This window comes from Rubinisphaera margarita (assembly GCF_022267515.1).
Classification (GTDB): Bacteria; Planctomycetota; Planctomycetia; order Planctomycetales; family Planctomycetaceae; genus Rubinisphaera; species Rubinisphaera margarita.
In genome coordinates this window covers 185,101-197,333 of sequence record NZ_JAKFGB010000005.1, presented here as the reverse complement: position 1 = coordinate 197,333, position 12,233 = coordinate 185,101, and the positions used below count along the sequence as shown (strand labels likewise).

Annotated in this window: 10 protein-coding genes; all 10 read right to left on the bottom strand. The window is 57.2% G+C overall.

Annotated features, from left to right (window positions below):
- Nucleotides 1–4: 4 nt before the first annotated feature.
- The 10 genes from L1A08_RS01725 to L1A08_RS01680 all read right to left on the bottom strand — a co-directional run bounded on the left by L1A08_RS01725 (nucleotide 5) and on the right by L1A08_RS01680 (nucleotide 12,024).
- The gene (locus L1A08_RS01725) at nucleotides 5–706 is read right to left on the bottom strand and encodes a FliH/SctL family protein (protein ID WP_238753518.1); all 702 of its coding nucleotides are present in this window, start codon (nucleotides 704–706) and stop codon (nucleotides 5–7) included.
- Nucleotides 707–726: 20 nt separating this feature from the next.
- On the bottom strand, nucleotides 727–1,719 hold the full coding sequence (gene fliG, locus L1A08_RS01720) for a flagellar motor switch protein FliG (RefSeq protein WP_238753516.1): 993 nt from the start codon (nucleotides 1,717–1,719) through the stop codon (nucleotides 727–729).
- A 45-nt stretch (nucleotides 1,720–1,764) separates the two neighbouring features.
- Nucleotides 1,765–3,384: a hypothetical protein gene (locus tag L1A08_RS01715; RefSeq protein WP_238753514.1), complete on the bottom strand. Its 1,620-nt coding sequence runs from the start codon at nucleotides 3,382–3,384 to the stop codon at nucleotides 1,765–1,767.
- 48 nt (nucleotides 3,385–3,432) lie between these two features.
- On the bottom strand, nucleotides 3,433–3,741 hold the full coding sequence (gene fliE, locus L1A08_RS01710; protein ID WP_238753512.1) for a flagellar hook-basal body complex protein FliE: 309 nt from the start codon (nucleotides 3,739–3,741) through the stop codon (nucleotides 3,433–3,435).
- Between the two features lie 35 nt (nucleotides 3,742–3,776).
- A complete protein-coding gene (flgC, locus tag L1A08_RS01705) occupies nucleotides 3,777–4,178 on the bottom strand; it encodes a flagellar basal body rod protein FlgC (protein ID WP_238753510.1) in 402 nt (133 codons plus the stop codon).
- A 30-nt stretch (nucleotides 4,179–4,208) separates the two neighbouring features.
- Entirely contained in the window at nucleotides 4,209–4,733 is a 525-nt protein-coding gene (locus L1A08_RS01700; protein WP_238753508.1) for a flagellar basal body rod protein FlgB, read from the bottom strand.
- A gap of 48 nt (nucleotides 4,734–4,781) precedes the next feature.
- Nucleotides 4,782–5,234: a hypothetical protein gene (locus tag L1A08_RS01695; RefSeq protein WP_238753506.1), complete on the bottom strand. Its 453-nt coding sequence runs from the start codon at nucleotides 5,232–5,234 to the stop codon at nucleotides 4,782–4,784.
- Between the two features lie 62 nt (nucleotides 5,235–5,296).
- Nucleotides 5,297–7,861, bottom strand: a complete 2,565-nt coding sequence (locus tag L1A08_RS01690) for a tetratricopeptide repeat protein (protein ID WP_238753504.1) — start codon at nucleotides 7,859–7,861, stop codon at nucleotides 5,297–5,299.
- Between the two features lie 345 nt (nucleotides 7,862–8,206).
- Nucleotides 8,207–10,027: an RDD family protein gene (locus L1A08_RS01685; RefSeq protein WP_238753502.1), complete on the bottom strand. Its 1,821-nt coding sequence runs from the start codon at nucleotides 10,025–10,027 to the stop codon at nucleotides 8,207–8,209.
- Nucleotides 10,028–10,857: 830 nt separating this feature from the next.
- Entirely contained in the window at nucleotides 10,858–12,024 is a 1,167-nt protein-coding gene (locus L1A08_RS01680; protein WP_238753500.1) for a hypothetical protein, read from the bottom strand.
- Nucleotides 12,025–12,233: the final 209 nt, after the last annotated feature.

Genomic DNA, 12,233 nt, shown 5'->3' with positions numbered 1-12,233 from the left:
TGGGTTACTCGCCGACCAGTTCCTCGATAATTCGCTGCAGCTGAACATCGACCCGAGCATCGATCTCGCCGTATTTCATCAGCACCCGATAATCGCCGGGTTTGAGTTCGGCCTGTCCGATGAGCTTCACGCCGGTCTGGCTGACGCGTTTGGTCACCTGTTCAAGTTCCTCCTGCAGAGCCGCCAGGTCGGACTCGGCGACCTCGATCTGCAGTTCGGACTGACCGACAACAAGCTTGAGAACTTCCTGCAGGCGTTCGACGCCGATTCCCGGATCACGTTCGAGCATTCGATGAACCAGCTTCCCGGTCATCGCCATCACAAGATCGATCGCCTGATCATGCCAGTAGGATTCAGCCTGATCGCGAATCTGATGAACTTCCGCAACGGCCTGTTTCAGGCTGGGAAGCACGGTTTTCAGTTTCGCATCGACAGCGGCGGCGGCTTCCTGTTTGACGCGAGTCTGGATCGACTTCTCGGCTTCGAGCAGCCCCTGCTTCAGTCCCACTTCCCGCCCTTCTTTAATGGCGGCCTGTTTGATCTTCTCGGCGTTGTCCTGGGCATCGGTCAACAGTTGTTGAGCCTGCTGACGGACCGAGTCGAGATAGTTCTCGCAGCGACCGCGCAGGTCTTCATAGTTAAACTGACCAACGGCCATTGCATCGGCCACCGCAGCGGATTTCATGACCCGGGGCGAAGTTGTCATCGGCACACCCTTCTATCCGGTCAGGAAATGAACTGCTCGCTGGCGTTGCCACTGGAGACGACGATCTCGCCGGAATCCTCGAGACGACGGACCGCGTCGACGATCTGAGACTGCATCGCTTCGACATCGCTGACGCGAACGGCTCCCAGGAACTCCATTTCTTCCCGCAGCATGTCGGAGGCTCGTTGCGACAGGTTGGAAAGAATCTTCTCGCGAATCTCTTCCGACGCGCCTTTGAGAGCCAGAGCCCACTGGCTGTTGTCGACTTCTTTGAGCAGCGATTGAATCGCCTTGTTGTCCAGCTTGAGCAGGTCGTCGAAAACGAACATCAGGCGACGAATCTCGTCGGCCAGATCGTTGTCCTCTTCTTCGAGATTTTCGAGAATGCCGCGGTTCGTCATGCGATCGGTGAGGTTGAGAATCTCAGCCACGATCGGCACGCCACCCGCTTTCTCTAACTGCTGGTTGATCGTGCTGAGCATGCGGACTTCGAGGCTCTTTTCCACGTCCTCGATCACTTCCGGACTCGTCTGTTCCATATTGGCGATGCGGCGGATCACGTCGAGCTGCTTGTTAGCCGGCAGACCGCTCAGCACTTCCGCAGCCTGCGAAGGCGGGAGGTGCGACATAATCAGAGCGATCGTCTGCGGATGTTCTTCCACGATGAAGGTGAGCAGGTTGTCGGCTCCGACCTTATGCAGAAAGCCGAATGGGACCGAGTTCATCGACTGCCGAACGTTTTCCAGGATAGCGCCGCCAATCTCGCCCATCGAGTCTTTCAGAAGTTCATCGACGGTCGCCATGCCGCCCTGCTCCATCGGCGTGCGTTCCCGGACAGCCGAGTAGTATTCGTCGAGAACCTTCTCCTGTTCTTCCCGGGTTACGTTCTTCAGTTTCGCGATCTGCAGCGTCACTTTCTCCACAATCTCGCGAGGCATTTGCGCAATCACCTCCTTGGCGAGTGGCTTCTCCAGCGAAAGCAGCAGAATGGCAGATTTGCGAATCGAATCCATGGTGGACTTACCGGGAAAGATGAATCTCTCAAGTGAAGGACAGGGTTACTTGGCTTCCTGAATCCAGTTGCTGATGATCGCCGCGGTCATGTCGGGGTTCTTCCGCACAAGCGACTGCAGGTGATCGATGCGTTTCGTATCATTCTTTGGATTCAGTTCTTCGTCATCAGATTCGTCGTCGCCGGTTCGAATGGCCGCGACGGGCTCATCGTCTTCCGGAATATTGACCGGCTGCTGACTGCGAACGGTCTTGTTCAACATCCAGAACGCCCACAACGCGAACACACCCAGAGCAACGGCGCTGCCCCATTGCGTGATCATGTACGTAAAGGTATCCGTCCAGGGCACTGTCACAACGTGCTCTTCGACCGGGGTGGGGACGTACGAGCCGACGTCGATGAAATCATCGATGTTGCCGCCCTGGGGGATCGGGATGATCTTCGCAACCCGTGCCTTGACCGCGTCAACGACATCGGGTTCGTACTTCTTCGCGGCGGCCCGGATTTCTTCGTCGGTCGCTTCCGCGGTCAGTTCTCCCGACTGCATCGCCACGACCCGAAAATACGACTCGGGAATCACCACGGAGACCCGCACGTTCTCCGGCAGAGCCCCGATAAGTGCCTGTTCAACGACCTTGTAGGACGGGGCGCTGAGAATCGATTCCCGCGTCGTTGAGGAATCCTGAGTTTGCCGAGGCGTTTGCTGAGCCGCGAGATTCATGGGGCCATTGGCGTTCTGGCCTGGCTCCCGCTGAGTGGCAAATTGATTGCTGTTGTCTTTGACCGACACGTTCTCGCTGTAAAGTGTCGAGCCCTGGCTCTGCATCAGCTGTTCGCGGCTGACCGAGGTCTTGATGTTATCGATGTCAACATTCACCGCGACCCGAACGGAATCGATGTAGTCGATCGCCGTCATGATATCTCTGCGGTACATGTCCTTGAGCTGCTGAATCCGCTGCAGAACGCGATCGTTATACGGATCGTTGTCGAGCGACTGTTGATGTGCGATGCCTCGCCCCAGATCGAGCACGGTGACATCTTCAGGTTTCAGGTTGGCTTTCATGCCCGAAATTGAAACGCGAATCGCATGCACGAGCGACGAGGGAATCTCGCGTCCCGGTTTGGGCCGAACGGAGACCGTCGCCGTGGTCCTCGGCTGAGCGGGCCAGCGGGCCTTGTCTTCCTGATCCCATACGACATTGGCATAGTCGACGTCGGGCAACGCCGCCAGCATCTGACTGGCCAGTTTGGCGCGGGCGATTTCCTTGCGGGTGTCCATCTGCTTGTTATTGGCGAACGGTCCGATGTCGGTGTACTGCTGCTCCCACTCTTCGGCCCAGTTCTGGGGAAGCGTTCCCGAGGCGAGTAGAATGGCGTTGTACTCTTCGACCTTGTCGGCAGGCACGAGCAGTCGCTGGCCTCGTCTTTTGAAGTCCGTCTTCCCCTGCTGCAGTAATGTTTCCTCTGCGCGAATCAGTTCAGCGACCGTAAACGTTTTGCCGACCGACACAGGCGAATAACTGCCGTCACCCGAACCGGACCACATCAGATAGCCGAAGCCGCCCAGCACCGCTGCGGTCACTCCAACCAGCATCATCTGCTGACTGGTCGGCATCGACATGAATAGCGTCCGGAACTGGCCGAACGTCTGTTTCAGGATTTCCATGGATGGGATCGATCAGGGGAGGGAGAAGTGGAGGGGAAACAGCGAACACTACATTCGCATCTGCTGGACTTCCTGAAACGCGCTGACCAGCTTATTGCGAACCTGCATCATCATTTTCATGGCCAGGTCGGCCTTGCGCATGCTCGTAAAGACTTCCGCCGAGGTGATGTCTTCGCCGAGCAGACGGGCTTCCACGTTGGCTTCCGCCGTGTTGGCCATGTCGCTGGTCTGCTGGATGCTGTCGAAGAGCATCTTCTGGAAGTCAACAGGCATCCCCGATTCGGTCGGTTGCAGGGCGGGATTGCTCTGCACCAGAGGATGCGACGTGACAGAATTTGGATTGATTGATGGAACCATCGGGATTGAGTTCCGCAGGCTGGAAGGGAGGTGGCTCAGGCGAGAATTCGCAGCGTCATATCACCAATTTTCTGCGTGGTGTTGAACGACGCGATGTTCGCTTCGTAGGCGCGGGATGCTTCTAACGCATTTACGAACTCGGTGACAAGATTGATATTCGGGTAGTCGACGTAGCCGTTCTGGTCGGCATCCGGGTGACCAGGCTCGTAAACCCTTCGAGGTTCGGCGTTTGCGGCCTGCAGAACGTCAAACTCCACCCCCGCGGCTTTGCCTTCGGTCTTCTCGGCCGAGAAGGCGACGAACCGACGCTGAAAGGGGGCGACGTTTCCTTCGGCATCGCGAGTGGTGTTCACATTGGCCACGTTCTCCGCAATGGTGTTCAACCGCTGCCGCTGGGCAACCAGGCCACTGGTGATGATATCGATTGTCTTAAACATGTCGGATTCTCCGTATCAGTTCTCGGGGTCTTAGACCACGCGTTCGCTGATTACGCTTTCGAGGATATTGAGCTGGTTCCGCATCACTTCGATGGCGAAGCTTTGCATCGAGGCGTTCTTCACCATTTCCATCGATTCCTGTTCAATGCTGCGACTGGCTCCGTCGTGGAATGTCAGATTGCGGCGGACCGGTTCGGCTTTTGAGAGGCTGGCCGGGAAGAAGTCCTCGGTTCGCCGCTGCGTGTCTCCGACGGCAGGCGCTCCCTGAATCCCGGATGTCGGCTGCTGCCACACCAGATGGGAGAGGCTACCATTTGCGGGAGATACTCCCAGAGACGGCGGCAATAAGGGCTGAGAACCATCCTGTTGCCGTCGGGCTTCGACGGCTTGCCGCAGCGCGCGTTCGAAGTCCTGAACCGGCAGATCCTGCGGTTGATAGTCTGGAGTATCGATATTGGCGATGTTCCCGGCGAGGACCGCATGACGCTGCTGTCCGAACGCGGCTACGCGTTCCAGAAGTGGAACCGTCGTTTGCTGCAGGAAGGGATCGATCATGAGTGGAATGCCGGCTGGGGATTCGTGTGAAGGGAAAGGATTCGGTGACTAGAAGTTGCGATCAAACTGACTGTTCCCATCGTCGTCCTGATAGGCGTTCTGAACAGCGATCCCTCCTGAGACCAACTGCAGTTGAGTCTGGGTGTCGTCTTTCTGTCTCTGCAGCGTATCGGTACAAACCTGCTCGCGGTCCATCAGACTCGCCAGCGCGTTCTCTGTCTGCTCCAGCAGGCTTTCGCAGCGGCTTCGTTCCTCAGAAGGCAACTGATTCCGCAGGGAATGCCACTGCCTGGGCAATGGCGGATCACAATCGCTGCAGGTCCGCAACGCGTCGAGCAGCGTCTGCTTCTTCAGCAGAATCTCAATTAACTCGGCGTATTGTCCCTGTTGAATCAGAGACTCCTGTTCGACTGAGATTTCGAGCAGAAGTCGGCTGTATTCAAACCGACGCTGGATCAGCTGACACATTTGCTCGGCTGACAGTAGGGCTGAAGCCGTCATGGAAACATCCAAATTCAGTATGAAGACGTGGCGTCCAGTGCGATTCGAAACGGAAACTCGACTCAGGGAGCCGCACTGGCGTTGAGGGTGAGGTCGTAGAGTTTGACCGACTGCTCCAGCAGCCGTTGCCATTCCTGCTTGCTGAAGTTCGTCGATGTGGCGGGGAACGGTTCGGGAATCTGATTCAGAATGACGCGGGCCTGTTCCAGCTGACGCCGAGCTTCCGCGTAGGCACCGAGCTGCCGGTAGCATTCGGCGATTCGATAATAAGCCACCAGAACGACCGGTTTTCCGGTGAAGTAGAAAGCTGCGTTGCTATAAAGATCAATGGCCTGCCGAAAAGAGTCGCCGGAAGGATCGTATCCTCCCAGGTCGAATTGAATGTGGGCAGGTTCGAAGTAGGCATCTCGCAGGAACTGCCGCGAGGCGGAGGTCAATTCGTTCCGCTGATCGATCCGCGCCAGTTCATCGGCCAGGACCTTGTACTGGGCGGTCGCCCGCTGCAGGTATTCCCGGATCTCTTTTTCCAGCTCAACGCGGGTGTTCTCGGTTTCGGCTGTTCGGATGCGGTTTTCGGCTCGACGAGCACGGAACCGGAGCCCTTTGGCAAGCAGCCAGCGAGCTTCGTGGACATCGGGGTGATCGGGAATTCGCCGCACGAATTCGTCGAGCCAGTGGATGGCTTCGTCGACCTGCCCGTAGCGTTCGTCCTTTCCCGCCAGCTCACCAGGCTGTTCCGGCTGGGCCACGGTCAGCAGATAACCTGGGCGTGTTTCCGTGACATGAAACAACATTCGACCGAGAGCGAACAACGCCTGCTGCCATTCTCGAGCTTCGGGAGTCAAAGGGCTTTCCAGGATCAGAGCCCGCCAGACTTCGGCGGCTCGATCGGTCTTCCCCTGCTCCAGGTAGGCTCGGCCAAGCAGGAACTGGGCATCGTAGATCAACTGATCTTTCGGAAAATCTCGGAGTGCCTGCTCCAGAGTCGCGATCGCTTCCTCAACGCGGGGACTCTCGTCGTACTCTTCCAGATCGAGCAGAAGACGTGCCTTGAAAATATAGGCCGCGGTGAGGCCGCTGCGAGGATTGGAGGCGATATACATCTCCAACATTTGCAATGCGTTGTTGAAGTCGTTGCCGCGGCGATAGTGCTGGCTCGCTTCCCAGAGAATCTGACCGTAGTTGCTCGATGCGCGGGAACTGTTGGCCAGCCGGGCGTAGGCATGGCCGGCCCGCTTCCAGTGATCGCGAACGTCTCGAAGCTTTTCGAGATCTTCCTCGTGGGCAACAGCGTCGTACTGGGACTGGACCAACTCGGCTCGTTTCCGGCTGACCAGCGCCATCAGCTGATTGGCATGAGACTGCGTGAACAGCGGAATCATGTGCCTGGCCAGTTCGAGCGAGAAACGGAACTGCTCGTAACTTGAAGAGTTGCCCCACTCGTCCCAGGCCGTCTGCACGAGATCGCGTGCTTCGTCGAGATCCATCCACCGATTGGCGAAGACCTCCGTGGAATCGACGCCATTCAAACCACGAATCAGAAACGCCAGCGACTCCTCATGCAGGCCGCGTTTACGAGCGATATCGCCGGCGTAAAGGTTGGCCGGAAAGAAAACCTCTGAGTCCTTGACGGAAGCCGGCTTCTCGAAATGTGCGAGGGCCAGATCATACCGTTGATCAATCGCATACGAACGACCAAGAAGATAGTGCCCCTGCAGGACCGCTTTCTGTTCGAGACCAGTCTTTAGGCTGACAATTTTCTCCAGCAGTTCCCGGGCTTCTTCGGTCTGCTCCTGGTCCAGAAAGAGCCGAGCCTTGAGGATCGTGAGAGCGTCCGAGTGTTCGCCGGCCCGTTCCTCAGTCAGCTCGATCGACTGCATGAGCTCTTCGAGTTGATTCAGAGTCTGTTCGGCTTCATCGACTTGCCCGTCCTGTCGCTGCAGTTCGGCGACACAGTACAGCGCCAGGAATTGTTCTTCGTTCCGTTCGCTGAGAGCGCCCTCCTGCAGGCATTCCCGCTGGAGATTCTGGATGATTTCCCGTCGCTTCTCCTGCTGTTCGTTCCGGCTCGTCGGATGAACCAGCGACGATTTGAGCACGTTGGGATCGAGATAGACCTGAGCGAGCATCAACGCAATATCGGTGCGGTTTTCCTCCGCCATTTCGTAGGCGGCTTCGAGAATCTCACGAGCTTCGTACACGTGCCCAAGCTTGTAGTAGCAGGCGCCAATCGTGTATCGCCATTCCGAGACCAACTCGTTCATGATCGATTTTTGCTGCGCACGCTCCAGATAACGCATCGACAGCCGATAGATGGGCTCCGTAATGCCCAGATAACCGGGAGCGGCCTCTTGAGTGACCCGTTCGGCTTTGCGAAAGAGGGCGACGCCGACAATGAATTCGAGAGCTCCGCCGACCTCGGGATCGTTCAGCCCGTCATCAAGCATCTGGATCGCTTCCAGATAGGCCGTTTTGGTACGCCCCTCCCGCAGGTATTCGAGAGCCTGAACGGTCTTTTCAAAGGGGGTCAGTTCCGGCTCTTTCAACGCCATCCACGCCATCACAGGAACGACGATTCCGGTGATGACCGCCAGTGCCAGCATCGGTACGAAACCGATCGCTGCCAACCCTGTCGCCGGGGTGGGCGCGGATTTTTCCGATGCCACTTTGGGAGCTGATTTGGCCATACCTGCCTGACGGGCAGAAGCAGAGACTGGAGGAAAGACGAGACATCGCCGCAGAGATCGCCAGGAGAAAGGGGCGGTCTCCAATAACGGCAGGCGACATCTTTAGGGAAAATCCCCGATTCCTGCAATATGACCAGTTTCTTTGCAGTTTTTACTGACTCATTCCAGTCAGCGAAGACCGGAGCCTAAAGCCCTTGATTGGGCCTGTGCCGGTTTCGTCCGCATCAGTTGCCGCCTTTCCGGCGACAACTCGCTGATACGCTGACGTCCGGTCGGACGCACTGTTCAGGCCTTCGTCTTCTCTTCTTTCGGCACCGGTTTGTCCATGCGGACCTGAGTCCCGGACAGCAAATCGTGCAGGGTCATTCGGTCCTTTCGCGCCAGGGCAATCAGATTGCCGAACATCAGCGTGGCAATGCAGCTCACGAACCAGAACAGGAGAAAGCGGATCGTCGCCTGGCCGGCGGTGATTGGCTGGCATCGCTCGTCCGCCGCGACGAACATCTTCATCGCCCCTTTTCCGGGAGACGTCTGTTCATAGCCGCTTTCGTTGCGAATGAAGTACAGAGCGATGGCGATCGTGGGACCAATACTGGCAATGGCGATGGCGGTCATTCGTTGCCAGACTGAATCAAAGGTCATGTCGAACGACGTCGCGACGTAATACACCATCCCGAGCACCGATCCGTTGAGAATGCAGAGCAACAGAATGTCGATGGCGCAGGCGAGTCCACGTTGAATCGGTGGAGCGACTAGCGTCGTCTTGCGGGTGCGGATCTTGTCGTCCTCTTCCTTCCGCTGGTAAACGAGCTCCTTCTTCGAAGAGATCAGATCGAGCCCCTTGCGCAGATTACTCGTGAACAGACCGTTACCACGGGCGCTCACCAAGCTCGCGAATCCCAGCAGGAAGCAGCCGAGGATCCCCATCCCCAGCGGAGGGACCGCCGCACTGAGATTCTCGTCGGCCGGTTCTTCGGCCGCCAGGTCGCCGTACTGTTCCTGAGCCGCCTGCTTCTTCTCATCGCGTCCTGTATCTTCGGCGAGAGCGATCTGAACAACCGCATGGTGAATTCGGGCATTTCTCTGATGGGTCGACACGAGCTGATCGAAGTCACTGCCGGCAATCGCATAGCCGCCGTAGAAGGAGGCAATCGGCGGAATCATGACCAGCAGAAACAGGACCGCCCAGACCACGCCGGGCAGGAAGGTAATTCGCAGGGTCTTGGCGACCTTGGGAAACACCCAACCCGGCATTTCAACCGGCATCGTCAGGTGCGACATCGCCTGGGGCGTGAACAACAGGATCGAGAAGAGAGCCAGGCCGGCGCCCAACGGTCCGCCGATCGAGTTCCCATTTGAGTCGATCAGAATGCCGAGTCCGCCGAAGATGATCCAGAATGGCAAACCGTAGACGAGCAGCCAGGCCAGTAACTTCAGCCCGAGCATGCCGCAAAGGGCAAAGTCGAAGCGGATCTTCTTTATCTTGTCCTTCTTCTCCAGCGTGAGTCGAATGATCTCGAGATGCTGATGGAGTAACCAGCCGAGCGGAATCAGAACCGAAACCGACGACAACAGCGTCCAGAATGCGTAGGGGGGCCCGGTTGCCACCCAGGTCTGGAAGTAGATGCAGATGGAAGCTATGACAAAGAAAAAGCTCAGAAGCGCTCCGGTCTTGAACGCCTGGCCAATATGAGCGAGGGCGAACTTGAAGGAGTCTTTCCAGATCGTCTGATAGAACGTCGCCGGATCGATCCCTTTAGCCGCCATCTTCTTACGGCGACGACCGGCCGTTGTCAGCTCGATAGGATCGAAGCCGCAATTCGGACAGGCGGTCTCACCGGGCGGAATTTCCGTGGCACATTTCTGACAGAGATTGACCTCGCTGTCGACGATGCGATCCAGATCCAGATTCTCGAGAAACGCGTTGCTGTCCTGACTGGACGGCTCTTTCTCCCGGCTTCGCTTCTTCCTGGCGGGTTTGGCGGAGCTGCCACCGGGCACTCGGGCCTTTTCTCCGCACTGAGGACAACGAACACCCTTTCCGGCAGCCGAGTCAGGAGCTTTGATCCCATGACTGCAGGCAGGGCAGCGAAACTTGATCGACATGTAACAACCTCGTTACCGATTCGACAGCGTGTAGACTATGTTCACCGACGACACCGCGTTCGACTTCCGGTCGTGAATCGGAGCGATTCGCGGACTTGGACGTGACCGGGAGGGAGACCGTAAGACGGGTCGGAGGTGGCACCGGCTGGCTTCCGTCGAGATTTCAGGGAGCCGGGCGAAGCAACGATTATTCAGTTTCGGAAGACGAAACGCAACGACGCGCCCGGCATTGTTGAAGAACTCGGTCATCATTCCCACTGCGCACAATACCTGCACAGATCATCAGAACTGGCGAGGCATGAAAACGAAGTCTCCGGAGACACGACCTTCTGCAACTGTAGATCGTGCAAAAGTCCAGGCGTAGATTGCAGTTGTTACAGCAGTCGAAAGGAAGGCCGACAGGAACGGGATTGCCAGACGTAAATTGTCAGCGCGAATCAGTCCAAGCGTAAACTCCATGTTCGGAACGGCTTGCGAAGAGGCGCCGCAGTTGAATGGCCATTACCGCGAACCGATTCGACTCCCCCTGGCTCGACTGGCATACTGATTGCAAAACAGCTGTTGCGATTGAAGCTGACTGTCGCCATGAAACACGAGCCCGCTGACGATGCTTCATTCTTCTGTTCGCGGATACTCAACTCTGGTGCAGTCCAGTAAAAAAATCCCGCGAGAATGTCCGGGGGGACATCCTCGCGGGAGATGCTAAGCAGAAATAAAAAAAGGGCACCGGAATGAATCCGGTGCCGCGGGGGTGAACGTGCTATCCGCCCTGCTTGCGAGGGGGGGGGGGACAGGGAGCGAGCAAGCAAGACGAACACGCTCAAGGGGGATCAGTTCGCGGTTTGCACCACGTGGAGGGAAGGTCCGTCCGTCGACGTACCCGAAACAAGGGGGGAGGTTTCGGACTGAGTGGTCCGAGCACGCCAGCCATTCGATCGAATCATCGAAGGAGCAGCTGGTTTGGCTGGGGAAGCCGGGGAGTGGTTCGAGTGAACAACCTGGTGTGACACAGGCTGGACATTGTTTTCAGGTTTTTCATTCATGCCGGAGCCGAAGGGGCTGAAAGTCCCGTCGGTCTTCGGCTTCTTGTCTTCATTCTTGTTGTCATTCTCAGCGGTCCGCTTGACCGGAGTCGGTCCTTCCGCTTTGGCCGAAATCGGATCCGGAGTCGGAGCCTGAGCGGTCACCGAAGAATTGGAACCGTCGAAGGGCACAAAGCCGAACGCTGTCTGAGTTCCGATAGGCACCGTGCGATAGGTTGTGACCGGAACAGAGGCGACAACCTGCTCTTCCTGCCAGCGGATCTTCTGCACGGCGACCTGGCGGGTCGTCGTCTCGGGAACGATTCGAGCCACCTGGTAGTTGATGGTCTGCGTTCCGCGAATTGCGACCTGACGGGTCACGGGCACAGTCTGAGCGACCACATTGGGCACGTAGTAACGGTGATTCGCGACGCTCGGAGTGAAGACGTTTCGGATCGACTGCCGCGTGCGGTTCAGCATTCCGAACAGACCCGGATTGCTGTCATAAGCACACGGAGAAACCTTCTGAATCGGCTGCTGACAGGACTGCCAGCGTCCCATGTCTCGCTGAACGGTCTGACATTGCGTCACGTTCTGATAAGAGACGGTCGGGATTTCGGCGGTCCGGTTCTCGTAAACCGTTTTGTATTCGGTGAACTGGCGATCTTCGTAAGCGGTTTCAATGACCGGCTTGCGAACCGTCTGTGTCACCTGACGATGCTCCGTGACAGGAACCTGGCGGTAAACCACCTGCTGGGTGCTGCAGACGTTACAGGGATCGTAGCCCATCTGTGGCGGCGTGTAAGCAACCTGAGGAGCATAGGAGACCTGCTGGCCGACGTTGCAGTTGCAGTCGTCGCCACGTTGTCCGAACAGTCCGTTACGAAACAGTTGAGCTTGAACAGGATTAACGCACGACAGCAGCAGAGCTGTCGACAGGGCGGCCGTCCAGGGACGGAATCGTAAAAACGACATGGGCACAGTCCTGGTTGAGTAGAAGTGTTCTTTAAGGTCGGGTTACTTAGAAGATGCGAACCGAAACTAGGTGGACATTCGAAATCGCATCAGAGCATCGGGTTCTGGGCAGGAGTGAATCCGACACTGAAAGGTGAAGCTTCAGGTCGCATCCTTGCGACCGTTCACTTCGAATTGTCATGAATTGAAATCAGACAGGTTCTTGAAAG

What these genes read in the sequence shown, in the direction of transcription:
- L1A08_RS01725 (WP_238753518.1), bottom strand. Translation starts at nt 706, where the DNA reads ATGACAACTTCGCCCCGGGTCATGAAATCCGCTGCGGTGGCCGATGCA.
- L1A08_RS01685 (WP_238753502.1), bottom strand. Translation starts at nt 10,027, where the DNA reads ATGTCGATCAAGTTTCGCTGCCCTGCCTGCAGTCATGGGATCAAAGCT.
- L1A08_RS01715 (WP_238753514.1), bottom strand. Translation starts at nt 3,384, where the DNA reads ATGGAAATCCTGAAACAGACGTTCGGCCAGTTCCGGACGCTATTCATG.
- L1A08_RS01700 (WP_238753508.1), bottom strand. Translation starts at nt 4,733, where the DNA reads ATGATCGATCCCTTCCTGCAGCAAACGACGGTTCCACTTCTGGAACGC.
- flgC (WP_238753510.1), bottom strand. Translation starts at nt 4,178, where the DNA reads ATGTTTAAGACAATCGATATCATCACCAGTGGCCTGGTTGCCCAGCGG.
- L1A08_RS01695 (WP_238753506.1), bottom strand. Translation starts at nt 5,234, where the DNA reads ATGACGGCTTCAGCCCTACTGTCAGCCGAGCAAATGTGTCAGCTGATC.
- L1A08_RS01680 (WP_238753500.1), bottom strand. Translation starts at nt 12,024, where the DNA reads ATGTCGTTTTTACGATTCCGTCCCTGGACGGCCGCCCTGTCGACAGCT.
- fliE (WP_238753512.1), bottom strand. Translation starts at nt 3,741, where the DNA reads ATGGTTCCATCAATCAATCCAAATTCTGTCACGTCGCATCCTCTGGTG.
- fliG (WP_238753516.1), bottom strand. Translation starts at nt 1,719, where the DNA reads ATGGATTCGATTCGCAAATCTGCCATTCTGCTGCTTTCGCTGGAGAAG.